Source organism: Bradyrhizobium jicamae (assembly GCF_018130215.1).
GTDB classification, from domain to species: Bacteria; Pseudomonadota; Alphaproteobacteria; order Rhizobiales; family Xanthobacteraceae; genus Bradyrhizobium; species Bradyrhizobium jicamae_A.
In genome coordinates, this window is record NZ_JAFCKQ010000039.1 from 29983 (window position 1) to 54324 (window position 24342).

25 protein-coding genes and 1 pseudogene are annotated in these 24342 nt (G+C 64.8%); 9 read left to right on the forward strand and 17 right to left on the reverse strand.

Going from position 1 to position 24342, the window contains the following annotated elements; genetic code table 11:
* Positions 1-93: 93 nt before the first annotated feature.
* The gene (locus tag JQ586_RS30255) at positions 94-1764 is read right to left on the reverse strand and encodes an L-lactate permease (protein ID WP_212398288.1); all 1671 of its coding nucleotides are present in this window, start codon (positions 1762-1764) and stop codon (positions 94-96) included.
* Positions 1765-2078: 314 nt separating this feature from the next.
* Here JQ586_RS30255 and JQ586_RS30260 point away from each other — a divergent pair, with 314 nt between their 5' ends.
* A complete protein-coding gene (locus JQ586_RS30260) occupies positions 2079-3824 on the forward strand; it encodes an ABC transporter ATP-binding protein/permease (RefSeq protein ID WP_212398289.1) in 1746 nt (581 codons plus the stop codon).
* Positions 3825-4096: 272 nt separating this feature from the next.
* Here JQ586_RS30260 and JQ586_RS30265 read toward each other — a convergent pair whose 3' ends face one another.
* The 5 genes from JQ586_RS30265 to JQ586_RS30285 form a co-directional block, all read right to left on the reverse strand.
* On the reverse strand, positions 4097-5086 hold the full coding sequence (locus JQ586_RS30265; protein ID WP_212398290.1) for a TorF family putative porin: 990 nt from the start codon (positions 5084-5086) through the stop codon (positions 4097-4099).
* Between the two features lie 407 nt (positions 5087-5493).
* Positions 5494-5889, reverse strand: a complete 396-nt coding sequence (locus JQ586_RS30270) for a histone (RefSeq protein WP_212398291.1) — start codon at positions 5887-5889, stop codon at positions 5494-5496.
* A gap of 234 nt (positions 5890-6123) precedes the next feature.
* Positions 6124-7440 (reverse strand): glycolate oxidase subunit GlcF, encoded by a 1317-nt coding sequence (gene glcF / locus JQ586_RS30275; protein WP_212398292.1) that lies wholly within the window; start codon positions 7438-7440, stop codon positions 6124-6126.
* On the reverse strand, positions 7437-8675 hold the full coding sequence (locus tag JQ586_RS30280) for an FAD-binding protein (protein ID WP_212398293.1): 1239 nt from the start codon (positions 8673-8675) through the stop codon (positions 7437-7439). Before JQ586_RS30280 ends, glcF begins: the two co-directional genes overlap by 4 nt.
* A 33-nt stretch (positions 8676-8708) precedes the next feature.
* Complete coding sequence (locus JQ586_RS30285) at positions 8709-9395, reverse strand: helix-turn-helix transcriptional regulator (RefSeq protein WP_212398294.1); 687 nt, start codon at positions 9393-9395, stop codon at positions 8709-8711.
* A gap of 175 nt (positions 9396-9570) precedes the next feature.
* Between JQ586_RS30285 and JQ586_RS30290 the strand changes: the two genes are divergently transcribed.
* Positions 9571-10053 (forward strand): putative quinol monooxygenase, encoded by a 483-nt coding sequence (locus JQ586_RS30290; RefSeq protein WP_249148366.1) that lies wholly within the window; start codon positions 9571-9573, stop codon positions 10051-10053.
* 21 nt (positions 10054-10074) lie between these two features.
* Here JQ586_RS30290 and JQ586_RS30295 read toward each other — a convergent pair whose 3' ends face one another.
* Both JQ586_RS30295 and JQ586_RS30300 read right to left on the reverse strand, forming a co-directional pair.
* Complete coding sequence (locus JQ586_RS30295; RefSeq protein WP_212398295.1) at positions 10075-11253, reverse strand: acyltransferase family protein; 1179 nt, start codon at positions 11251-11253, stop codon at positions 10075-10077.
* 70 nt (positions 11254-11323) lie between these two features.
* The gene (locus JQ586_RS30300; protein WP_212398296.1) at positions 11324-12817 is read right to left on the reverse strand and encodes an FAD-linked oxidase C-terminal domain-containing protein; all 1494 of its coding nucleotides are present in this window, start codon (positions 12815-12817) and stop codon (positions 11324-11326) included.
* Positions 12818-13049: 232 nt separating this feature from the next.
* On the opposite strand from JQ586_RS30300, the gene cycA reads away from it, so the two are divergent.
* Positions 13050-13445, forward strand: a complete 396-nt coding sequence (gene cycA, locus JQ586_RS30305; RefSeq protein ID WP_212398297.1) for a cytochrome c-550 CycA — start codon at positions 13050-13052, stop codon at positions 13443-13445.
* A 31-nt stretch (positions 13446-13476) separates the two neighbouring features.
* Here the strand turns inward: cycA and JQ586_RS41190 are convergent.
* The 3 genes and pseudogenes from JQ586_RS41190 to JQ586_RS30315 all read right to left on the reverse strand — a co-directional run.
* A pseudogene (locus tag JQ586_RS41190) lies at positions 13477-13623 on the reverse strand (autotransporter outer membrane beta-barrel domain-containing protein); the annotation flags it as partial.
* Between the two features lie 76 nt (positions 13624-13699).
* Positions 13700-15436, reverse strand: a complete 1737-nt coding sequence (gene poxB / locus JQ586_RS30310; RefSeq protein ID WP_212398298.1) for a ubiquinone-dependent pyruvate dehydrogenase — start codon at positions 15434-15436, stop codon at positions 13700-13702.
* Positions 15437-15509: 73 nt separating this feature from the next.
* Positions 15510-16490: an alpha/beta fold hydrolase gene (locus JQ586_RS30315; RefSeq protein WP_212398299.1), complete on the reverse strand. Its 981-nt coding sequence runs from the start codon at positions 16488-16490 to the stop codon at positions 15510-15512.
* A gap of 294 nt (positions 16491-16784) precedes the next feature.
* Here JQ586_RS30315 and JQ586_RS30320 point away from each other — a divergent pair, with 294 nt between their 5' ends.
* Complete coding sequence (locus JQ586_RS30320) at positions 16785-16961, forward strand: hypothetical protein (RefSeq protein ID WP_212398300.1); 177 nt, start codon at positions 16785-16787, stop codon at positions 16959-16961.
* Positions 16962-16964: 3 nt separating this feature from the next.
* Here JQ586_RS30320 and JQ586_RS30325 read toward each other — a convergent pair whose 3' ends face one another.
* From JQ586_RS30325 to JQ586_RS30340, 4 genes are all read right to left on the reverse strand, one after another.
* Positions 16965-17231, reverse strand: coding sequence for a hypothetical protein (locus JQ586_RS30325; RefSeq protein ID WP_212398301.1), 267 nt, complete (start codon positions 17229-17231; stop codon positions 16965-16967).
* Positions 17232-17334: 103 nt separating this feature from the next.
* On the reverse strand, positions 17335-17985 hold the full coding sequence (locus JQ586_RS30330) for a tetratricopeptide repeat protein (RefSeq protein ID WP_212398302.1): 651 nt from the start codon (positions 17983-17985) through the stop codon (positions 17335-17337).
* 104 nt (positions 17986-18089) lie between these two features.
* Positions 18090-18215, reverse strand: a complete 126-nt coding sequence (ykgO, locus tag JQ586_RS30335; RefSeq protein WP_002718645.1) for a type B 50S ribosomal protein L36 — start codon at positions 18213-18215, stop codon at positions 18090-18092.
* 318 nt (positions 18216-18533) lie between these two features.
* Positions 18534-18920: a hypothetical protein gene (locus JQ586_RS30340; protein ID WP_212398303.1), complete on the reverse strand. Its 387-nt coding sequence runs from the start codon at positions 18918-18920 to the stop codon at positions 18534-18536.
* Positions 18921-19169: 249 nt separating this feature from the next.
* On the opposite strand from JQ586_RS30340, the gene JQ586_RS30345 reads away from it, so the two are divergent.
* The 3 genes from JQ586_RS30345 (at position 19170) to JQ586_RS30355 (ending at position 21336) form a co-directional block, all read left to right on the forward strand.
* Complete coding sequence (locus tag JQ586_RS30345; protein WP_212398304.1) at positions 19170-20054, forward strand: amidohydrolase family protein; 885 nt, start codon at positions 19170-19172, stop codon at positions 20052-20054.
* Between the two features lie 66 nt (positions 20055-20120).
* Positions 20121-20864, forward strand: a complete 744-nt coding sequence (locus tag JQ586_RS30350; RefSeq protein WP_212398305.1) for a haloacid dehalogenase type II — start codon at positions 20121-20123, stop codon at positions 20862-20864.
* A 4-nt stretch (positions 20865-20868) separates the two neighbouring features.
* Positions 20869-21336 carry a YbaK/EbsC family protein gene (locus tag JQ586_RS30355; RefSeq protein WP_212398306.1) on the forward strand — a complete coding sequence of 156 codons (468 nt, stop codon included), beginning with the start codon at positions 20869-20871 and terminating at the stop codon, positions 21334-21336.
* An 8-nt stretch (positions 21337-21344) separates the two neighbouring features.
* Here the strand turns inward: JQ586_RS30355 and JQ586_RS30360 are convergent, their stop codons facing one another.
* Positions 21345-21716 (reverse strand): cysteine rich repeat-containing protein, encoded by a 372-nt coding sequence (locus JQ586_RS30360; RefSeq protein ID WP_212398307.1) that lies wholly within the window; start codon positions 21714-21716, stop codon positions 21345-21347.
* Between the two features lie 184 nt (positions 21717-21900).
* Positions 21901-22809, reverse strand: coding sequence for a LysR family transcriptional regulator (locus JQ586_RS30365; protein ID WP_212398308.1), 909 nt, complete (start codon positions 22807-22809; stop codon positions 21901-21903).
* 133 nt (positions 22810-22942) lie between these two features.
* Between JQ586_RS30365 and JQ586_RS30370 the strand changes: the two genes are divergently transcribed.
* Positions 22943-23641: a pirin family protein gene (locus JQ586_RS30370; protein WP_212398309.1), complete on the forward strand. Its 699-nt coding sequence runs from the start codon at positions 22943-22945 to the stop codon at positions 23639-23641.
* A gap of 84 nt (positions 23642-23725) precedes the next feature.
* A complete protein-coding gene (gene wrbA, locus JQ586_RS30375; RefSeq protein WP_212398310.1) occupies positions 23726-24325 on the forward strand; it encodes an NAD(P)H:quinone oxidoreductase in 600 nt (199 codons plus the stop codon).
* Positions 24326-24342: the final 17 nt, after the last annotated feature.

Consider the following 24342-nt stretch of genomic DNA (forward strand, 5'->3'; position numbering starts at 1 on the left):
GCTTGACCAGATTGGCCGCGACAGAAAAAGTCCTTGAAACGCAAATCCCCGCGAGCGTTGCGCCCGCGGGGATTTCGCTTCAAGCGGATGCGGTTACTTCAGGACCAGTTCGGTGAACGGATACACATAGGCCTGCAAGGTCACGAACAGGCCGACCAGGCACGCCAGCACGATCGAGTGCAGGAACACGTAGCGGAGGATCGAGCCCTCGTGCCCGTACCAGTTGGTCGCGGTCGAGGCGACCACGATCGATTGCGCGTCGATCATCTTGCCCATCACGCCGCCCGAGGAGTTCGCCGCCGCCATCAGGATCGGCGGCAGGCCGAGTTGCTGCGAGGTGATCTTCTGCAGGTTGCCGAACAGGATGTTCGAGGCGGTGTCCGATCCCGTCAGCGCCACGCCGAGCCAGCCGAGCAGCGTGCCGAAGAAGGGATAGAGCACACCGGTTGCAGCAAACGCCAGACCGAGCGTGGCGTCGATGCCGGAGAGCCGGGTCAGCGTACCGATCGCCAGCATCGCCGAGATCGTGATCAGCGAGATCGCGCACAGCTTGATGGTGCGGCCATATTCGGCGATCAGGCCGACCGGCGAGACGCCCATCAGCAGCCCCGAAATGACCGCGGCGATCAGCATGCCGGTGCCGGTGAACGACAGATAGGTGAAGGCAAAGACGGCGCCTTCCGGCGTCGGCTTCGCCGCCACCGGCGGCACCTTGTTGATCATGTTGTGCAGATCGGGAACCGGATAGTTCCAGGTGAAGATCGCGTTCGCCCAGGTCTTGAACGCCCCGTTGCCCCAGATCAGCATCAGGATGCAGACGATGATCCACGGCAGCAGCGCGCCCCACAATTCGGCCGAGGTCAGCGGCGTCTTGTCGAGCGGCTTCGCCGCCGCCATCGTCGCGGCCGATTCATCGCGGCCGCGCAGCGCCGGCGACAACCAGAGCTGTCGCGGCTGCCAGACCTTCAGGAACAGGATCAGGCAGCCCATCGAGATCAGCGAGGCACCGATGTCGACGATCCAGGGATTGATGTAGTTCGAGATCACATATTGCGGGACCGCGAACGACACGCCGGTGACCAGGATTGCCGGCCAGACCTCCTTCATGCCGCGCCAGCCGGCGAACGCGCACACCACCCAGAACGGCACGATCAGCGAGAACGGCGGCAACTGCCGGCCGACCATCGCACCGAGGGTGTAGGGATCGAGCCCGGTCACCGAGGCGAGGCCCTGGATCGGCGTGCCGAGCGCGCCGAAGGCGACGGGTGCGGTGTTGGCGATCAGCGACAGGCCGGAGGCGGCAAGCGGCGAGAAGCCGAGCCCGATCAGCACCGCGCCCGTGATCGCGACCGGGGTGCCGAAGCCCGAGGCGCCCTCGAAGAAGGCGCCGAACGAGAACGCGATCAACAGCAATTGCAGGCGGCGGTCCTCGGTGACGCCGCCGATCGCGCGCTTGAGCAGCTCGAACTTTCCGCACCTCACCGTGACCTGGTAGAGGAAGATGACGTTGAGCACGATCCAGCCGATCGGGAAGAAGCCGGAGACGATGCCGAGCAGCGAGGCACGGATCGACATCCCCGCCGGCATCGTGAACACCACGATCGCGATCAGGTTGGTCACGATCACGGCGATGATGGCGGCGATGTGCGCCTTCACCCGGCCGCTGGCGATCAGGACCAGCAGCGTGACCACGGGGATTGCCGCCGCGATGGTCGACAGCCCCGCATTGCCCAGCGGATTGTAGATTTGATTCCACGTATTCATGGCCCGGCATCTCCCCACGCATTGTGCAGCGCGACCGCCGGCGTGAACGGTCTGGGCGCGCCTGGCACGATCGCGGGAGGCTTCTCGAATGCGCTTGAAGGTTGGCTCGCGAATGAACGATCGGTAAGGATCGCTCACATCCTCGCGAAAAACCCTAGGGCCCCCGCCCCGCACCGTTGCCAGCATGCTAGGGTTGACTTGAACGCCGGGACAAGCGAACGCTTGCATGCCAGTGCTACGACTTTAGTCTAGACACATCCCGATTGTCCCGATTCTTCAGGCCTTTGCTGGTCATTCCCCGGAGACGATAATCTGTGAACAACATCCGCTCGACGCTCGCCACGGTGTGGCGCATCGCCTCGCCTTATTTCAGCTCCGAGGACAAATTGGCAGGCCGCGTTCTGCTTGCCACGCTGGTCGTGATGGAGTTGGTGTCCGTCGGACTCGACGTGTTGATCAATCAATGGCGCAACCGCTTCTATACCGCGCTCCAGGACAAGGACTGGGACACGTTCAAGCGCGAGTTGCTGGTGTTCTGTCTGCTGGCTGCGGCGTCGGTGGTCCTTGGAATCTATCAGCTCTATCTGAACCAGTGGCTGCAGATCCGCTGGCGCAACTGGATGACCGGCAAGTATCTCCGCAATTGGTTGCACGGCGCCAATCACTACCGCATGCAGCTGGTCGGCGATGCCGCCGACAACCCCGATCAGCGCATCACCGACGACATCAAGCTGTTCGTCAGCCAGACGCTGGCGATCGGCATCGGGCTTTTGAACTCGGTCGTCTCGCTCGCCTCCTTCGTGGTGATCCTGTGGGGATTGTCGAAGGTTCTGCCGCTGCTGCTGTTCGGCGTCGATTTTTCGATACCGGGCTATCTGGTCTGGGGCGCGATCATCTACGCCGTGCTCGGGACGGCGCTGACGCAGTGGATCGGCTCGCCGCTGGTCAATCTCAACTTCGACCAGCAGCGGCTGGAGGCGGATTTCCGCTTCAACCTGGTGCGGGTGCGCGAGAACTCCGAACAGATTGCGCTGCTCAAGGGCGAGGGGGCGGAGCGCGAACGGCTGTCGGAGCGTTTCGGCCGCGTGATCGGCAACTGGTACGGCATCATGAGCCGGACCAAGCGGCTGACCGCTTTCACGGGAAGCTACGCGCAGGCCTCGGTGGTGTTTCCCTTTGCGCTTGCCGGCCCGGCCTATTTCGTCAGCAAGACGGTCCAGCTTGGCGCATTGATCCAGATCGCCGAGGCCTTCGGCAAGGTGCAGGACGCGCTCTCGTTCTTCGTGTCGGCCTACCGCACCCTCGCCGAATGGCGCGCGGTGGTTTCCCGTCTCGAAGGCTTCGAGACTTCGATCGCAAACGCCGAAAATCTGGCTGCCGATCCCGCCTACATCCACACAAGGCCGGCGGCTGCCGGCGAGATCGCGCTGCCGCAGCTCCTGGTCGAGTTGCCGAACGGCGCGCCGCTGGTCTCGGCCGATCATTTCAGCTTCCGTCCCGGCGAGCGGACGCTGGTCACCGGCCCCTCCGGTGCCGGCAAGTCGACACTGTTCCGCGCCGTGGCCGGGATCTGGCCCTACGGCGCCGGCACGGTCGAGATTCCGGCCGGCACGACGCTGATGATGCTGCCGCAGCGGCCTTATTTGCCGATCGGATCGCTGCATGCGGCGGTGGTCTATCCCGGCGAAGCCGCGGAATACGACGCCAATCGGGTCCACGACGTACTCGCGGCCGTCGGCCTGCCGCAGCTTGCCGCGCGGCTCGACGAGGAGGCGCACTGGAACCGGATGCTGTCGCTCGGCGAGCAGCAGCGGCTGGGCATCGCGCGGGCGCTGTTGCACGCGCCGCAATTCCTGTTCCTGGACGAGGCAACCGCCTCGCTCGACGAGCCGTCGGAAGCCGCGCTCTACAAGCTGATCGCCGAGAAGCTGCCGTCGACCACGGTGGTCTCGATCGGTCACCGCTCGACACTCGAGGCCTTCCATCAGCGCCACGTCACGCTGGTCCGTGATGCCGACCGCTTCACCTTGCGCGACCCGGTCGAGGTCGCCGCGTCGTAGGCTGCCTGCGACGTCGGTTCACCCTCTTCGCTGCTTCAGGTCCCGCAGGCGCTGGGCTCCCTCTCCCGCTTGCGGGGGAGGACTGGGATGGGGCGGATCGCATCGTGGAGAGCCCCACCCGCCGCGCTCTGGCGCGCACGAGCGCTGCCGAGCGCGTCGACCTCCCGCAAGCGCGACTCGCAAGGGAGAAGGTGCAGTCTGCCGCGCGACTGCCAAAAAGCAAAAGGGGCGGCAGATCGATCTGCCGCCCCTCTGGTCTCCGCAAGGAGAGCTTACTTCAGATTGGACGCCGCCGTCAGGTCGACCGAGAGCTTGGCGATGCCGGCCGCGCCGCACCAGTTGGAGCCGGTGCCGAGTGGGTTGATCGGGGTCACGTCGGTCGTGCCGGAGGCATTGAAGGCGCTGGTGAAGGCGCTGCAATTGCCCTTCGAGAGGTCCGTGTCGGAGTAGCGCAGATCGAGCGTGAACACCTTGTAGGTGAAGCCGATGCCGATATTCCAGGTGTCGTAGTCGGCATATTTGATGCCGTTCGGGAACGCCGGGACGCCATAGAAGCTGTCGGACGTGCCGAGCCACTGCCGGCCGAACTCACCCGACACATACATGCCGACGCCGCTGCTGCCGAACACGGTGCTCGGCGCGGTGTACTTGCCGATGATCGAGGAGTAGTTGCCCCAGGCGCCGGTGTTGAGGAAGTTCGGTGAATAGTACTCGTTCAGGCTGAACGCCCAGTTGTCGTTGATCGTGTAGGTGACCTTGCCGTAGACCTCGAAGAAGCTGACGTCCTTCTTCATCACGTTGCCGTTCAGCAGGAAATTGGTGGCGCACTCTGGGCCGACCGCGTTGCCCGCGGTGTCGAACGGCGCGCCGAAGAAGCAGGTTCCACCCGGATACAGGTAACCCCAGATACCGACGTCGAAGGCGAAGGCGCCAAAGGTCGGGCGGATACCGCCGTAGACGTCGACTTCAGCAGCAGCGCGGTTGGCGAAGGAGATGCTCTCGGTCGAGGTGCCGACGTAGAGCTGCAGGTCCTTTGTGACGTTGTAGCGCGGCTCGAAATAGGCGGTGACCGACGGATTGTGGTTGGACTGGGTGACGCCACGGAAGATGTAGTCGTTCATGACACCGGCGCCAAAGGCGATATCCCAGGGATCGAACGGAGCCGGCGGCGGCGCCTTGACGGCCTTCACCGCCATGTCGGCTGCCATCGCCGAGCTCGAGATCATTGCTAGCGCCGTTGCTAACAAAGCCAGTTTCTTCATGACGGTCCCCATTTACTTGACAGACAGCCCTGCACAGGTGGCCCCCCAGGGCATGCGATAACCGGACTGCAACAAATCGCGTGTGTCCAATTTGAAACGCGCGCACGGAGTCTTGAAGCCAAAAAGAGTTGCAGATGCTGACTTTTTGGGCGTTCAAGCCCTCTCGGCAAACGTTGCTCAGTGAGTGTTGCATTTGAACAACAAGGTTGAAGGCGTGAGGCGAAACGAGCGGTGGGCCAGCGGGCGGCGGGGATCGGCCGAGTCCCGTGCTCGGACGGTCACGCGGTATTGGCCCGGCACGGAAATCGGCCCGCAACTGAAAAAGCCGCAGCGGCGACCGCTGCGGCTTTGAACATCAGTCCAGTTCGCGCTCCCCGAGAGCGCCGGAATCCGGCACCGGGATTCGGCTAGTGGTGCTCGCCTCCATCGGAGGGGTAGCTAGGAGCCGGCTCGTGGCTTGGCGTGGCCCAACTCGGCGCAGGCTGCGGCGCGGGTTCGGGTGCAGGCGCGGCAGCGACCGGCTTCGGGGCTTTCTTCGGCGCGCTCTTCTTGGCGACCGTCTTGGGTGCCGCTACCGCGGGCGCTGCCTTCTTCGGCGCGGCCTTCTTCGGGGCGGCCTTCTTCGCAGCTTTCTTTGCAGCTTTCTTTGCAGCCTTCTTCTTCGGCGCCTTCTTGGCTTTCTTCGCGGACTTCTTGGCGGCCTTCTTGACCGACTTCTTCGCGGACTTCTTCTTCGCCGCTACCGCCTTCTTGGCCTTTTTGGCCTTCTTGCTCTTCTTCGCCTTCTTCGCTTTCTTCGCCATCGTGGTCCTCCTGTTGCCGCTGATGTGAGTCCACCGGGCGTATTGAAGTGATCGCTTGCCGGACAGCGGCTGCACCTCCGCAAGAGGCGCCTTCCGCTTCGCTCGTCGGGCATGATCGCCGCATCGACGCTGCGCGCCTGTGGCGAGGGAGAGCCGGTCCTTCACGTAACGTCGGCGCGAGGCTGACGCGTCGGCAGAAGGCTAAGGTCCGGATCATGCTCGAGTAGCAGTCGATCAATTCAATCCTGGCCGGGGACCTCCTGTCGCCCAATCGAGAAGCTCAATCGTGTGCACCACGGGGACTGACGTGCCGCCGGCAATCTGAACCATGCAGCCAATATTGCCCGCAGCGATCATGTCCGGTTTGACAAGCGCAATATTGGCGACCTTGCGATCGCGCAATCTGCTCGCAATGTCGGGCTGGAGAATGTTGTAGGTCCCCGCCGAACCGCAACACAAATGGCTCTCAGGCACATCTTTCACCACGAATCCATTCTTGGAAAGCAATTCTTTCGGAAGTTGAGTGATTTTCTGTCCATGCTGCAACGAACAGGCTGAGTGATAGGCGACGGTGACGTCGCCTTTTTGCGTCGACGGCGCGAGTTCGATGCCCGCGAGATACTCGCTGATATCCTTTGCCAGCGCGGAGATTCGCTTGGCCGGCTCCGCGAAAGCGCGGTCCTCGCGCAGCAGGTAGCCATAGTCCTTGACGACTGTCCCACAGCCCGAGGTCGTCACCAGGATGGCGTCCAGACCGTTCAGGTCCGCTTCCCTCTGCCACACCGTGATGTTGGCGCGCGCGCGCTCGAGCGCGTCGCCGTCCTGGCCCATATGGTGGGTCAGCGCGCCGCAGCATTGCTCGTCCTTGACCAGCACGACCTCGATGCCGTGCCGCGTCAGCACGTTGATAGCGGCCTGATTGATTCGCGGCGCCAGCACCTGCTGGGCGCAGCCCTGCAGCAACGCGACCCGGCCGCGGCGCCGGCCGGCCGGCGCGAACACGGTTCCGGCCAAAGGTCCGGGCTGCGGCAGGCTGCGCGGCGCCAGCGCCAGCATCGCCGTGATCCGGCGCAGCAGGCCGGGGCTCGATGCACCGACCGACGGGGTCGGCAGCAGCTTCGTCAACGGGCGCGCGAGCCCGGCCAGGATCATGCCGATCCGGAATACGCCCGGCCGCGGCAGCACGAAAGCCAGCACCGACCGCAACAGCCGCTCCGTGAGCGGCCGCGTGTAGTCCCGCTCGATCCGGACCCGGGCCTGGTCGACGAGGTGCATGTAGTTCACGCCCGATGGACAGGTGGTCATGCAGGCGAGGCACGACAGGCAGCGGTCGATATGCTTGACCACGTCAGGCGTCGGCGGCTTGTCCTTCTCCAGCATCTCCTTGATCAGGTAGATGCGGCCGCGCGGGCTATCGAGCTCATCGCCGAGCAGCACGTAAGTCGGGCAGGTCGCGGTGCAGAAGCCGCAATGCACGCAGGCGCGCAGGATCTTGTCGGCTTCCTTGATGTCGGGATCGGCGAGTTGGGTGAGGCTGAATTCGGTTTTCATGCGGCCCCGCCTCGCCTCATCCGGCCTCGGTTGAGGACGCTCCTGGGATCAAAGCTGTTGCGGACCCGCTCGCCGAGCGCGGCAAGCCCGTCCGGCTGCGGCTGGAACACATCGACGTTGCGGCGCACCTCTTCGCTGGCACGGATCAGGGTGGCGTGTCCGCCGGCGGCCGCGACCCGGCTGCGCACCAGCCGAGCCTGCGCATCTGCACTCGGCGGCAGCGCGGCCCAGATCAGTCCGCCGCCCCAGTCGTAGATCACGTCCCCGCCGCTGTCGCGCGCCAGCCCCTCTCCAAGCGCGCCACCGGAGGCCGGCGGGCAGACGATGCGCCACACCGGCCACGCCCCGAGCGCGGCATTCGCGGCGAACGGCTGCACGTCGCGCAAGCCGGCCCACACCGCAAGCGAGGCGGCATCTGCGAGGGTCTCGACCGTCCCATAGGAGGACAGCAGCGCGCCGAGCGAGCCAGCCCGATGCACCGCCGACGCCGCGATGCCCTCGAGCCGCACCAGCGTCACCGACTGCCCCGATCCCGCAAGACCTGCGAGTGCTCCGCTCCCGGCCCGGAACACCTGCTGCGGCAGATGCGCCGCGCCCGACACGTCGAAGGGCGAGCCGAGCGCTGCCGTCATTGCCCGGTTCGCCGTGCCGTCGTCGAGCCCGCGCAGCACCAATGTGCGCTCGCTTTCAGGCTTCGGCATCACCTTCAGCGTAACCTCGGTCATGACCGCGAGCGTGCCCCAGGAGCCGGTCAGGAGCTTGCAGAGGTCGTAGCCGGTGACGTTCTTCACCACCCGGCCGCCGGTCTTGAAACTGTCGCCGAAGCCCGACACCGCGTGCGCGCCGAGCAGGTGGTCGCGCGCGCCGCCGGCCTTGATTCGGCGGGGCCCCGCCAGCCCGGCGCCAATCATGCCGCCGATCGTGCCCGCGGCCGGCCCGCCGAGCAGAACCGAAATATCCATCGGCTCGAAGGCGAATTGCTGGTTCTTGGCATCGATCAGCGACTGCACGTCGGCGAGCGGAGCTCCGGCCTGGACCGTGATGATCAGCTCGTTCGGCTCATAGGCGGTGACGGCGTTCAGGCCCGAGAGGTCGAGCACCGCATTGGTCGCCGTCGGATGGCCGATCGCGCGCTTGGTGCCATGGCCGATGATCTCGAGCGGCTGCTCGCCGGCCACGGCCGCGCGCACCACCTCTTCGACGTCTTTCGCGTCTCTGACCTTGAGCGTGTCCACGGCGTAAGGCGGTATCGAAATTCGGCGCCGAAATCAAATGCGCGCGCCGAACAGCGTCCTGAACGCCGCAAGCCCGGCTGCTGATATCTCGACGGAACGCCCCTCCGGCCGGCGGCGGATCCAGTCCCGGCGGAACGCGAGGTCGGCAAGCGCGGCCCCAGCCCGGCCGGCCAGATGCGGACGCCGCTCGCTCCAGTCGAGACAGGGCCGGCACAATGCCCGCCGATGCCGCGACGAGGGACGCAGGTCGATCTCGAGGCTGCACAGGAACGCCGTCCCGGCGGCGGTCAGCTCGCCCACCTCATGATCAAGCACGAGATAGCCGCGCTCGCGCATCGCATCGCTGACCGCAACCCCAAGCTCGCCGGCAAGGTGGTCATAGCAGGTCCGGGCCCGCCGCATCTCGTCGTCGATCCGCGGCGGCCTGAGGGGCTGCGACCCGGCGACGGCGACCGTCATCATGCCCTCGAGCATCTGCGCGACCAGCGGGTTCGCCAGACAATAGAGCCGGCGCGGACCGCGCCGCTCGACCTTGAGCAAGCAAAACCTCGCCAGCCGCGCAAGGTGCCAGCTCGCGGTCTGCGGGGTGACGCCGGCGACCTGTGCGAGCTCGCTCGCGGTCTGCGGCCGCCCGTCCATCAGCCGCGACAGGATGCTCGCGCGCCCGGGATCGGCGATCAATGCGGCGAGTTCGGCAAGCTCTGGTGCGATGGTCTGCATGGCGGCCTCCGGCGCTGGGAACCACGCCCTTATCGCATCGCGGCCGGCTACTACGCTTCGATCATGATCGAAATATTCACGACATCGACATTTCGATGATCGGCGAACCGAACCCGCCGGTCGATCGCCTATCTCCTGCATGCGGTACGGCACCGCGAGACAATCGGAGATGATCATGCAGCGTTCGGAAATCGAGATCGCCACGATGTCGACCCGACGGTCGGCCATCGGCACATTCGCAGCGATCATGGCGGTCGCCGGCGTCTCACCCTGGGCAGTGTCGCAATCCCGATCGGAGCCAAGCGAAGGAGGAAGACCGATGAAGCACTATGCGATGAGCACGAGAACCATCAGCGACGCCATCAATACGGGTGGCCTCTTGGTGGTGGCACAATGGGAGGCCAAGGAAGGTCAGGCCGACAGGATCGCCGAGATCCTCGACCGTTTCCTGCCTGAAGCGCAGAAGGATCCGGGTGCGAAGCTGTTCCTGATCGGTCGCGGCAAGGACAATCCGGCGCAGTTCCTGTTCTACGAGCTGTTCCAGGACGAAGCGGCGCTGAAGGCGCATCAGGACAGCGCCTACTTCAAGACCTATATCGCCGAGCAGGCGCTGCCGCTGCTGGCGAAGCGCGAGCGCGCGCAATACGCGCTGATCTGAGCGACGCGGCTGCGTTGGCGCTCACAGCAGCGCGCGCAGCGGCGACTTGCGCAGGATCAACGCCGAGGCCGCAAAGCTGCCGGTTGCCGCAAGGCAGGTCAGCAGCGCGGCCTTGGCGAGCGCAGGCCATGCCAGCGGATGCAGCAGGATCGCGCAGGCGATCAGGACCGGCGGATGGATGAGATAGACGCCGAAGGCGTTGTCGGAGAGAAATCTTGCGACAACGCCCTGCCCGTCGAAGTGACCGCGATAGATGGCAAGCATCAACAGGCCCATGCCGACACAGACCAGCGCCTCCCACAGGCATTTGCCGGCGCTGACCCAGTTGAAGCCACCGGAATAAAGCTGCGTGTCGCCCGAAAGCCCGCCGCCGAACAGGATCAGCGCACCGATCAGCGGCACCGAAGCCGCGAGCATCAACCGGCCCGCGCGCACGCAGAAGCGCTCGGGTATTCCGACCAGCCAGTTGCCGCGATAGCCGAGCGTGCCGGCCGCGAACATCAGGACATATTGCGGGAAGTCGCCGGGGTGGACGTTGAGCACCGAGGCGCCCTCGTCCAGCCGGATGCGGACCAGAAAGGTCAGAGCCGCCATTGCGGCAATGAAGCCGGCGAGCCGGAGGCGGCTCGGCCGGTCGTCACCGAGGTCGACCCGCGGCTCGCGCCAGCCGGCAAGGCGAAGCAGCCCGTAGAGGATCGAGAACACGAGCAGCGCCGCGCAGAACCACATCGGCCCGGTCTCCGACAGCCATTCGCCATCCCCGAGATGCCGGAGCCATTGATGGCCGAAGCCGCCGCTGCCCCAGGTCCAAGACAGGAAATATTGCGTCAGCGGACCGATCACGAGCATGTAGAGCAGCGTCGGCAGGCCGAGCCGCAGTACGCGGTCGCGGACGAAGGGTGCAATGCCCTTGCGGTCAAAGGACGCGGCCGCGAAATGGCCGGCGATGAAGAACAGCGCGGCCATGAAGAAGGCCTGCAGGAAACTCTGATAGACGCCGAAGACCAGCGCCGTGCCGAACCCGGTCGCCTTCCGGTCGACATAGTACCAGTTGCCGAACGGGCTGTAGGTGTCGCAGGCGTGCATCGAGAGCACGAGGATGATCATCGACCATCTGATATTGTCGATGAACAGCAGGCGGGACGACGCGCTCCGCACCGGCGCCGCGGTGGCGGAGGTGCCGAGGGAGATGTCAGCCATTGCGCATCACCCCTGGTCTCCCGTCTGCCTGACGCGTTTTCTTCACGCGTCCATTTCGCTCGAAAACGCTCTAGAACCGCGGGATATCCGGAAACGCCAGCTTGCCGGCGTGGACATGGACGCGGCCGAGCTCGGCGCAGCGGTGCAGCGTCGGAAACACCTTGCCGGGGTTGAGCAGGCCCTGCGCGTCGAAGGCGCATTTCAGCCGCTGCTGCTGGTTGAGGTCGATCTCGGTGAACATTTCCGGCATCAGGTCGCGCTTCTCGATGCCGACGCCATGCTCGCCGGTGAGCACGCCGCCAAGCTCGACGCAGCAGCGCAGGATATCGGCGCCGAACGCTTCGGCACGCTCGATCTCGCCGGGCTTGTTGGCATCGTAGAGGATCAGGGGGTGCAGATTGCCGTCGCCGGCATGGAACACGTTGGCGACGCCGAGCTGGTATTTTTCCGAGAGCTCGCGGATCCGCGCCAGCGCCTTCGGTAGCGCGCCGCGCGGGATCGTGCCGTCCATGCAGAGATAATCCGGCGAGATGCGGCCGACCGCGGGGAACGCCGCCTTGCGGCCGGCCCAGAACAGATTGCGCTCGGCTTCGGATGTCGAGATCTGGCAGGTGGTCGAGCCACAGCCAAGTGCGATCGCCTCGACCCGCTTGATCAATTCGTCGACCTCGACGGAGGGGCCGTCGAGCTCGATGATCAGCAGCGCCTCGACGTCGAGCGGATAGCCGGCATGGACAAAGGCTTCCGCAGCGTGGATCGCGGGCTTGTCCATCATCTCCATGCCGCCCGGGATGATGCCGGCGCCGATGATGGCAGCCACGCATTCGCCGGCGGCCTCGACCTCGGCGAAGCCGACCATCATGGCGCGTGCCGTCTCGGGCTTCTGCAGGATGCGCACCGTGATCTCGGTGATGACCCCGAGCAGGCCCTCGGAGCCGGTGATGATCCCCATCAGATCGTAGCCGGCATTCTCCGCCGACTTGCCGCCGATCCTCAGGATCTCGCCATTCATCAGGACAATCTCGCAGCCCAGCACGTTGTTGGAGGTCATGCCGTATTTCAGGCAGTGAACGCCGCCGGAATTCTCCGCGACATTGCCGCCGATCGAGCAGGCGATCTGCGAGGACGGGTCGGGCGCGTAATAGAATCCGGCATGGGCCACCGCCTGGCTGATCGCAAGGTTGGTGACGCCGGGCTCGGTGACCACGACGCGGTTGTCGAAATCGATCTCGCGGATGCGCTTGAACTTGCCCAGACCGAGCAGCACGCCGTCGGCGAGCGGCAGCGCCCCGCCTGACAGCGACGTGCCGGAGCCGCGCGGCACCACCTTGATGCCCTGCGCATGGCAATATTTGAGGACGCGCGAAACCTGCTCCGTCGTGTCGGGCAACACGGCAACCATCGGCGGCTGCCGATAGGCGGTCAGGCCGTCGGACTCGTAAACCTGCAGTTCGGCTGCGCTATCGATCACACCCTCGCCCGGGACGATGGCGCGCAAGGCCGCCACGATCTCGCCACGGCGGCTCAGGACGGCCTGGTCGGCAGCCGGCATCATGATGGACATCGGGATTCCCTCGGAGCCTCTGCCCCCTGTCGATTTGTTACGACAAATCAAGCACGTCTGCACCTGTTTGGGTAGGCGGGCCGAAGGTCGGATTGCCACCCTTGCGCCAGATGAGTTCTCTCTGGGACAAGCGGGCGATCATGAAACCTGTCAAGGTTTCGTGGCTTGTCCGGCCCAAGCGGACCATGCCACAAACAGATCACTGTTCCCGGGACGAAACGAAGAGAACCCCATGAAGATAATGACCTTGAGCGCGCTGGCGGTCGTCACATCGCTGGCTTCCTTGTCCTCCGCGCTGGCGCAGGACGCTGCCGCTGGCAAGACCTCGTTCAACAAGTGCCTGGCCTGCCACGCGATCGGCGAAGGCGCCAAGAACAAGGTCGGCCCCGAGCTCAACGGCCTCGACGGCCGCCACTCCGGCTCCGCCCCGGACTACAATTATTCCGACGCCAACAAGAATTCCGGCATCACCTGGAACAAGGAACAGTTCCTCGAATACATCAAGGACCCGAAGGCCAAGATCCCCGGCACCAAGATGGCGTTTGCCGGCATCAAGAACGAGACCGAGGCCAACAATATCTGGGCCTACATCTCGTCCTTCGACAAGGACGGCAAGCAGAAGCAGTAATTGCTTCTTCTCCTGAGGCCAGCGTGCTGCGCTACCAGGTGTAGCGCACGACGCCCTTGCAGGCGTAGCTCCGCGTCACGTCGGAGAACCCGCCCTCGAATGTCGCCGCCGCGGACCAGCCGTTGATCCACTTCATCTCGACGGCCGCGGTGGTGAGCACGGAGTCCCGGCGAGGCGCCGGATTAGTCGGCACCCCCGTGACAGAGCCGACGGGATGTCGCTCGCAGGACACATCCGGCGCGACCGCCCCGCGGTCAGCGCGGCAACAGATTGGTCTTCGCCAGGTCGACCACCTCGTCGCCACGGCCGCTCATCACGGCACGCAACACCCAGAGGCTGAAGCCCTTGACCTGCTCCAGCGTGATGGTCGGCGGCATCGACAGTTCCTGGGTCGCGGTGACGACGTCGAGCACCGCCGGACCGTCATGGGCGAGCACGTCGCGGACCGCCCCCTCGAGCTCGCCGGGATCCTCGACCCTGACGCCGTGAATGCCCATCGCGCGGGCCATCGCCGCGAAATCGGGGTTTTGCAAATCGACCCCGGTCTCGATGAAGCCGGCGGCCTTCATCTCCAGCGCCACGAAGCCGAGCACGCTGTTGTTGAAGATCACGACCTTCACCGGCAGCTTCATCTGCGTCAGCGTGATCAGGTCACCCATCAGCATGGCAAAGCCGCCGTCGCCCGACATCGACACCACCTGGCGGCCACGCTGCGCCGCCTGCACGCCGATCGCCTGTGCCATTGCGTTGGCCATCGAGCCATGCACCAGCGAGCCGATCAGGCGACGTCGGCCGTTCATCTTGAGATAGCGCGCCGACCAGATCGTCGGCGTGCCGACATCCGCGGTGAATACCGCGTCCTCGGCAGCGTGCTCGCTGAGCAGCCGGGCGAGATATTGCGGATGGATAGGCTTCTGGCCCGGCCTGCCCCGGGCGAGATCGTCGAGGCCCGCGCGGACGTCCTTGTAGTGCGCCATGGCGGCGTCGAGATGCTTGCGGTCAGTCTTGGGGGCAAGTCTCGGCAGCAGGGCTGCGATGGTCTCGTTGACGTCGCCGACGAGGCCGAGGTCGAGCTTGCAGCGGCGGCCGAGCTGCTCGGGACGGATGTCGACCTGCGCGACGCTGACGTCCGTCGGAAAGAACTGCTTGTAGGGGAAGTCGGTCCCCAGCATCAGCAGCACGTCGCAGGCGTGCATGGCGGCATAGCCGGAGGAGAAGCCGATGAAGCCTGTCATGCCGACGTCGTAGGGGTTGTCGTGCTCGACATGCTCCTTGCCGCCGAGCGCGTGCACGATCGGGCTCTTCAGCGCCTCCGCGAGCTTCATCAGATTGTCATGTGCGCCGGCGCAGCCGCGGCCGCAGAACAGCGTGATACGGCGGGCGCCATTGAGCAGATCGGCCAGCGCCGTCAACTCGGACTCGGCGGGGCGCACGACCGGCGCCGGCGGCAGGAGACCGGCATTGGGCGAGACGTTGCGTTTCGGCGCGGGCTTGAACGCGACATCGCCCGGCAGCACCAGCACCGCGACGCCGCGCTTGCCGACCGCGGCGCGGATCGCATTCTCCAGCATGTAGGGCAGCTGCGCCGGATCTGACACCAGCTCGCAATAATGGCTGCATTCGCGGAACAGGTCCTGCGGATGGGTCTCCTGGAAATAGCCGCCGCCGATCTCGGCGGACGGGATCTGCGCCGCGATCGCCAGCACCGGAGTGCGGCTGCGATGCGCGTCGAACAGGCCGTTGATGAGATGGAGATTGCCGGGACCGCAGGAGCCGGCGCAGACCGCGAGCTCGCCGGTGATCTGCGCTTCACCCGCGGCGGCGAACGCAGCGACTTCCTCGTGACGCACATGGACCCATTCGATCGTCCCGCGCTTGCGCAGGGCCTCGGTCAGGCCGTTGAGGCTGTCACCAACGATGCCGAAGATGCGCTTCACGCCGGCCTGGGTGAGTGTTTCGGCGATGAGGTCGGCGACATTGTCGATCCGCATGGGGCTTGTCCTTTGATGAACCGCGCGGCCGCATGATGTTCGGCGCGATGCAGCCACGCAAGCCTCGGGCGGATCACAGATTCGCGGGCGCGGTCCTGTCCGTCCCTGTCGTCGGTTGCACAATCCGGTCGGCCATGGCCGCGATCTCCGACAGCACGAGATCGGGCGCTGCGTGTTGCACCATGTGGCCGACGCCCGGAAGCACGATGAGCCTGGCGTGCGGTGCGGTGGCGGCGAGCGGGCGCGAATGGATCGCGGTCGAGACCGTCTTGTCGGCATCGCCGGAGATGATGGAGACCGGCACCGTGATCTCCGGATAGTGCGGTGCCTGTGCGGTGACGGCAGCCTTCAGCGTCACCAGATCATGGGCATTGGCGATGAACTCGCGCGGCCGCAGCAATAGCTGCGTCGCGCTGCTTTCGACGAAATCATCGGGCATCGTCTGCGGCGCGAACACGCCGCGGGCGCCGGAGGTGGTGACGAGGGTGCCGAGCGGCAACGTGATCGTATGAGCGAGCAGCGGCCCGATCAGCGGCATTGCGATCAGCTCATTGTAACGTCCCACCCGACCGCGCCAGGGATAGGCGACGGGTGCCAGCAGGACGAGGCCGGCGACACGATCGGGATCGTCCAGTGCCATGCGGAGACCGAGTGCACCGGCCCAGGAATGCGCCACCACGATCGCCCGGTCGACATCGAGCCCGGTCAGCGCCTCCATTATCATCCGGCTCTGCACCGCCGGCGTTGAATCCTCGACGCGGTCGCGGCTGCTCCAGCCATGGCCCGGCCGGTCGATCAGGATGACGCGGCGGGTTTTGGCGAGCCGCTCGCCGAGCGGATGCTGCATCACGCGGAGGTTGGAGCTTGCACCATGCAGCATCACCACCGGGGGCCCTGCCGCATCGCGCGGCCCGAGCTCGACCACATGCAGCCGTGCCCCCGCGACCTCAATCATGCGGCCCTGCGGCGGATAGGCCCGCTTGACCAGCACGGCGCCGAATTGCGTCGTCAGCGCCAGTGCGGCGATCGCGAGCACGGCGATGGTGATTAGCATCTGGATGATCCGGACGATCCCACGCATCGAGCTGCCGGGGGATTGGGCTTTTGATCGAGCGCCGCACTGGTCGCCGCGTCGCTTCCCACCGCCTCGAAATTATCCACAATACGTCCAGCCTGTGGATAGCGGGTTCATACCAGCGTCATTAGCCATTTCATACATTGCCGGTGGCAATTTTGCCATCACTCGCGATGCTACATCGAATACGGAACGGTCCCTGATCGATCCACGCTATTCACAGGAACCGGCGTCCCAAACTACGAGTTCAACGGGAACAATCGGAGGAGTACCATGATTTCCGACCCATGCGATGCGGCCATCGAGCAGATCGTGGCAAGCTGCAATGGTGACCTGCGCGGCGCCCTCAAGGCGCTTCTCCTGGTCAACGAGCATCTGGAAGCCGAACTGCAGCAGTTTTACGCGGCGGCCGCCCAGGACAGCGCGCCGCGCGGCAGGTTCCTGCACTAGCGGCTAGCGCGCTTCGTCGTTCTCACTCTGGCTGTCCGACGGATCATCCTCCTTCGGACAGGCGCTAATCGTCGAGCGAGCGAGCTTGGCGTCCGCCATCGATTTGTAGGGTCCGTCGCCGAACCAGATGTCGCCATAGATGACCGGGTTGGAGGTGACGATCGGGCAGCGGCCCGTGGCGCGGTTTCCGACCACCCAATAGAGGCCATCGGCGAGGCATGTCGTTCCGGTTGCGACCACGATCGCGCCGGCCAGCAGCAATGTTTTCATGGCTTTGCTCCTGGGCAGGATTCTATTGCGGGCAGGCCGGCACCGGTGAGTCACGTTCCCGTTCGCGGCGTTCCGAACGCGAATCGTGGTTAATCCCGCGCCATCAGATATCGCGGCCTTCGACCTTTTCGGAGAGCTGCTTCACCATCTCCGGCACCTTCTCGAGGAACGGATCGACCGCCAGAGCCTTGCGGAATGCATCGAGCGCGCGTTTGTCGTCGCCGACATCCTGCATGATCATGCCAAGGCCCGCGAGCGCGCCGAAATGGCGGGGTTCGCGGATCAGAACCTGCTGAATGTCCTCGAGCGAACGGGCGTAGTCGCTCTTCAGGTAATAAAGCGTCGCGCGCCGGTTCCAGGCCTCGACATAGTCGGGCCTGAGCTTGATCACGGCATCCAGCAGCTTCAGAGCGACGTCAACGTTCTGGGCATCCATCGCGGCCTTGGCGCGCATCATCAGAAGCGCGGCGGTGTCGCTCGGGGTCTGCAGCCACAAGGCCCAGATCCGTGCCTCGACATGACGGGCGCTGGCTTCGTCCGGCGCGGCCTTCAGCGCGCCGAACAGGAAGTCCAGCCCGCGGGTGCGATCGGCCGGGACCCTCGGCAGCTTGCTTGGCGCTTCAGGCAGCTTCTTCTGGGCTTTCGGCGGAATGACGCGCGGATCGTCTTGCGCAACGGCGGCAACAGGCATCGCCAGCAGCGCCGCGATCAGCATCGCGAGCCGGTTGTTGCGTCCTAGGAAACTCGATCCCATGGCGGGAAGTCTAGACGCACAAAGCCGCGCTGCAAAGCAGCACGGCGTCAAAGAGCTGTGAAAGGGAATGGCGCGCGAGCAGGCAGGGCGATCAGCCCCGACGATCAACCCTGGCGGGCCTTGAAACGGCGCTGGACCTTGTTGATCACATAGACCCGGCCCTTGCGGCGGACCAGACGGTTGTTGCGATGGCGGCCGCGCAGCGACTTCAACGAGTTACGGACCTTCATGGGACAATCCTGTTGCTTCGAAAGGCCCGTGTCGGAGGCCGTACCTGATCAATGCCCAAAGGCAAAATGGGATTTATCCCGACAAACGGCCCTGCCGCCCGGGACGGGGCGGTTTCTAAGCCATCGGACCGCCAAATGTCAACCGAAACGGGGCGGTTTTCACCTCGTCCGGACCTGCCGGAACCGGCACAAGCCGCAGACGTGACGTTGAAATCGCTCGGCAATCAGGCCGCCGGGAGGCCGACCAGCCCAACCTCCCGGCCGCCAAACCCGCCATCCGCCGGAACTGAGTCCCGGCGTCGCGATATGGCGGGTGTTCTAGAACACTACGAATCGTGCGGTCCCCTCGAGCGCGTAGACCGTGTAGAGTTCGGTCTGCCCGGTCGGGGGTCGGACGATAGAGAATTTGTGCAGCGTCGTGATGCCCTCGGTCGAGATGTTGACGACCTCGGGACCGGTCAGCCGCACGCCCGGGACCAGCAGCGTGAACGACGTTGACGGTCCGTCGATGGTCCGCATCAGGAACACGCTCACGAGCGTCCCGAGCACGGACGTCTGGGTCTGGATCTCGTCGCCGGTGAAGGTCTTGGTCTGCGCCGCGTCGTGATAGGTGAGCACCGGCTTCCCCGTGATGCTCGTCGTCGAATAGGTCACGCTGATGCCGGGACCGGAGACTTCGTAAAGGTTGGGCTGTGTATCGGCCATGGTGCAAGCCTTTCAAATCAGGGTTTTCCAAATCGGGGGGTTCTGGCAATTACAGGTTGTAATCTGTCTCGTCAGTAACCACCGCCCTATGAACTGCCTCACAGCTCGGGTTCCGCCAGGCGAGACACATTGTCGCAATTTGCACGGTGGCAATGATCGGGAGCGGCCCCTTGAGGCGGGCTTGCCAAAATCGTTATATAGTATAATCATTTTCGCGAACCCAACAATCAAGCCGCCGGGGAAGCCGCCATGCCCAAGCTCAAACTGCCCGACATTGAAAAGGTCACAGCGATCGACATCCACACCCATGCCGAGGAGCCTTGCGGCATGCATGGGGACGACGGCTATGACGATTTCCAGGCGCAGATGGCTGATTACTTCAAGTCGCCGCACAAGCATCCGCCGACCGTGCCGGAGACCGCAGCCTATTACCGCTCCAAGAACATCGCCGCTGTCATCTTCCCTGTCGATGCCGAGCGCGAGACCGGTTTCCGCCGCTACAACAATCACGAGATGCTCGAGGTCGCGTCCGACCATCTCGACGTCCTGATCCCGTTCGTCTCGATCGACCCGCACAAGGGCAAGCTCGGCGTGCGCGAAGCACGCAAGTTGATCGAGGAGTACGGCGTCCGCGGCTTCAAATTCCATCCGACCATGCAGGGCTTCTACGCCAACGACCGCATGGCCTATCCGCTCTATGAGGCGATCAACGACGGCGGCGCGATCGCGCTGTTCCACACCGGCCAGACCGGCGTCGGCAGCGGCATGCCCGGCGGCATGGGGATGCGACTCAAATACTCCAACCCGATGTACATGGACGACGTCGCGGCTGATTTCCCCGACCTCAAGATCATCCTCGCGCACCCCTCGTTCCCCTGGCAGGAAGAGGCGCTGTCGGTCGCGACCCACAAGCCGAACGTCTATATCGACCTCTCCGGCTGGTCGCCGAAATATTTCCCGCCGATCCTGGTGCGCTACATCAACTCGATCCTGCAGGACAAGATGCTGTTCGGTTCCGACTGGCCGGTCATCACGCCGGACCGCTGGCTCGCCGATTTTGCCAAGCTCGACATCCGCGAGGAGATCCGTCCCAAAGTGTTGAAAGCCAACGCCCGCAGGATTTTGGGTATATAGGGCTGTACCGCCCTAGCGCCCTCGGCGTCCCGATCGCGCAGGCGGTCGGGACGAGAGGGAACGACAGTGACCATCAAAGCCGTTGTGTTCGACGCCTATGGCACGCTCTACGACGTGCAGTCGGTGGCCGATGTCACCGAGGATGCCTTTCCGGGCTATGGCGACATCATCACCCAGGTCTGGCGAATCAAGCAGCTTGAATATTCCTGGCTGCGCACGCTGATGCGGCGCTATCAGGACTTTTCCGTCGCCACGCGCGACGCGCTCGCCTACACGCTGCGCAGCCTCGGCCTGCAACATGACGCGGCGACGTTCGCGCGCATCATCGACAAATATCAGCACCTCGATCTCTACCCTGATGCGATCACAGCGCTCGAGGCGATGAAAGACAAGAAGCTCGCGATCCTCTCCAACGGCAGCCCCGACATGCTGAATGCGCTGGTGCAGAATTCGGGGCTCGACCGGCTGCTCGATGCGACGATCAGCGTCGACGCCCACAAGGTGTTCAAGCCGGCACCCGAGGCCTACACGCTGATCGAGGAGGTTCTGGCCGTGCCGCCTGCGGAGGTGATGTTCATCTCCTCCAATCCGTGGGACGCCTGCGGCGCCAAGGCGTTCGGGCTCGATGTCGCATGGATCGAGCGGGTGACGCCGGAGGCGATGGCGCTGGCCTGCGTCGAGACCGAGACGGTCGCCCCGTTGACGATGTTCAAGGCGTTGCGTACCCAGATGGACGAGCTCGGCGTCGTGCCCGATCACCGGATCCACGGTCTTTCCGAACTCCCTGCCCTGGTGTCTGCAAGGTCCTGAACAGATGAGTCTCGAGTCCGTCCGCGCCTTCTTCGCCGAGAAGGCGCCCGAAATCTCCGTGATCGAATCCCCCATCAGCTCTGCGACCGTCGTGCTGGCGGCGGAGGCCTATGGCGTCGAGCCGGCGCGGATCGCCAAGACGCTGAGCCTGCGCGTCGGCGATCGCGTCGTGCTGATCGTCACCAGCGGCACCTCACGGATGGACAACAAGAAGGTGAAGGCACAGTTCGGCGGCAAGCCGAAGATGCTCGGCCTCGAAGAGGTCGCCGAGATCACCGGCCATGAGGTCGGCGGCGTCTGCCCGTTCGGGCTGAAGGCGCCGCTCCCGATCTATTGCGACGTGTCGCTCAGGTTGTTCGACGTGGTGCTGCCGGCCGCGGGTTCGACCCATAGCGCCGTGCGCATCACGCCCGACAGGCTGGCGGAACTGACATCGGCCGAATGGATCGACGTCTGCGAGCACAGGCCGTAGACACTAGACTAGTCGTCATCATCGTCGAACGACGACCGCGGCGCGGGCTGGGCCGGCTGTGCGGTGCGCGGGTGCTGCATCACCTGCGGCTGCGGCGCGCGCGCTGTTGGCTGGCGGTGCGCGGGTTGCTGCTGCTGCGCGCTCGCGTTCGATTCGAACACCGCGCGGCAGGAGCTGCCAAGCAATGCCGTGTTCTGCCGCAGGCACGCGACGATCCGGCCGGTGTCGGGAATCTGGTCGCTGCAGAGGCGCATGACGTCGGGCGTGCACGCCATCTGCTGTTCCCAGGTTCCCTGATACTCTTGTGACGACGCCGGCACCGCAATGGCCACGCCGCCGGCGACGATTGCAAGGCTCAGGACAATCCGCTGCGTTCGCATGTCCGGGTCCCCTCTTTCGATTCCCATCCGCGAATTACACAACACACGCATAAAAGTTCCGCGCGTCGCGATGTGCTTCAGGCTGGCCAATGAATGCGGCCAAGGATCGTTCGCGCGGACAACTAAATGTGAGCGAAGTTCCCTCGCCGATCTTGCCAGCGGGCACGCGTTCCTTGCGTGACGGTCATCGCTTCTTCGCTTTCGCAAATTGCCTGGCGAGGAAGTCGGCGAGCACCTCGACGCGGGCGGGACGCGGGCCGCCGGGCGGGGTGACGAGATGCACGGCGGCTTCCGGCTGCTTCCAGCCTTTCAGGATCACCTCGACCTCGCCGCTGGCAATCGCGTCGCCGACGATGAAGTCCGGCAGATCGGCAATGCCCAGGCCCGCGATCAGCGCGGGCATCACGGCTTCGCCATTGTTGACCCTGAGCTGGCCCGCCGGGCGCACGCTCGCCTGCTCGCCTGACGCGTTGGTGTAGTGCCAGGCGCCCTGGGTCGAGAGATAGGCGTAGCCGAAGCATTTGTGATCGGCGAGATGCATCGGATGCGTCGGCCGGCCATAGCGCTTCAGATAGGACGGCGCCGCCACCGTGTAACGCGGCATCGCGCAGAGCCGGCGCGCGATGAGTGAAGAATCCGGCAGCCGGGCGATACGCAGGCCGGCGTCAAAGCCCTCGCCGATCAGATCCACCGTCGCATCGCTCAAGTGAAGGTCGATCGAGACCTCCGGATAGGCCTCCAGGAACTCCGGCAACAGCGGCGCCACCGTCTTGATGCCGAAGCTCATCGGCACTGCGAACCGCACCAGTCCGCGCGGTGTGGTCGATTGCGCCAGCGCCTCGTTCTCGGCGGCCTCGCCGTCGGCGAGCAGCCGCGCTGCGCGTTCCGACAGTTTCTGGCCGGCATCGGTCAGCGCCAGCCGGCGCGAGGTGCGGTTGAACAGCCGTGCGCCGAGCCGTTCCTCCAGCCGGCTCACCGCCTTCGACACCGTGGCCTTGGACAGCGAAAGCTCGCTCGCCGCGGCCGCAAACGACCGCAACTCCACGACTTTTGCGAAGATCGCGAGTGCCTCGAAGTCCGGCAGTTTCGCCATGGCGACCCCCAAAATATGGAAACAATGAGTTTCGATAGTTTCTATTTCTATATCACGACGGACGGCATATCCAAGGCCCAACGACATTCACTCAATCGCCTCGCGCGACATTCGAATTGAACGGAGTATTCAAATGATCGAACTGAAACCATTCGCAAAGCTCGGCGGTGCCGACCACGGCTGGCTGAAGGCCAAGCACCACTTCTCGTTCGCGAACTACTATGATCCCGATAACATGAGCCATGGCTCGTTGCGGGTGTGGAACGATGACGAGATCGCGCCGAACACCGGCTTTCCCGCCCATCCGCATGCCAACATGGAGATCATCACCTACGTTCGCGAAGGTGCGATCACGCATCAGGACTCGCTCGGCAACAAGGGACGCACCGAGGCCGGCGACGTCCAGGTGATGAGCGCCGGCAGCGGCATCCGTCACTCCGAGTACAATCTGGAGCCGGCGAAGACCAAGATCTTCCAGATCTGGATCGAGCCGACGACGAAGGGTGGTCAACCGACCTGGGGCTCCAAGCCGTTCCCCAAGGCCAACCGCTCGGGCAAGCTCGTCACCATCGCCTCGGGCATCAAGGGCGACAACGACGCGCTGCCGATCCGCGCCAACGCACGGGTGCTCGCCACCACGCTCAGGGCCGGCGAAAGCGCCGAGTATGATGCCGACAAGACCCGTCATCTCTATCTGGTGCCAGCCGCCGGCAGCGTCGAGGTCAACGGTGTGCGCGTCAACGCGCGCGACGGCGCCGCGATCCGAGACGAGGCCAGGCTGAAGATCACCGCGCTCGAGGATGCCGAGCTCGTGCTGGTCGACGCGGCCTGACCCTTCACCTCCATGCGCGGACAGACGTCCGCGCATGTCCCTCCCCCGAACTTCACCCACTGCAAAATCTGAAAGGAAGCCATCATGGCCAAGGTTCTCGTGCTCTATTACTCCGCCTACGGTCACATCGAGGCGATGGCGAATGCCGTCGCGCAAGGTGTGCGCGAAGCCGGCGTTACCGTCGACATCAAGCGCGTGCCGGAGCTGGTGCCGGCCGAGGTCGCAAAGGCGTCGTATTACAAGCTCGACCAGGCCGCGCCGGTCGCCAAGATCGACGATCTCGCCAATTACGACGCCATCATCGTCGGCACCGGCACCCGCTTCGGCCGCATGTCCTCACAGATGGCCAACTTCCTCGATCAGGCCGGTGGCCTGTGGGCCAAGGGCGCGCTGCACGGCAAGGTCGGCGGCGCCTTCACCTCGTCCGCGACCCAGCATGGCGGCCAGGAGACCACGCTGTTCTCGATCATCACGAACCTGCTGCATTTCGGCATGACGGTGGTCGGCCTCAACTACGGCTTCGCCGGCCAGATGAAGCTCGACGAGGTCACCGGCGGCGCGCCCTACGGCGCCACCACGATCACCGGCGGCGACGGCAGCCGCCAGCCGAGCGAAAACGAGCTGGCCGGTGCGCGCTATCAAGGACGCGTGATCGCGGAGACCGCCAGGAAGCTCCATGGCTGAGCTCCACGGCTGAGCTC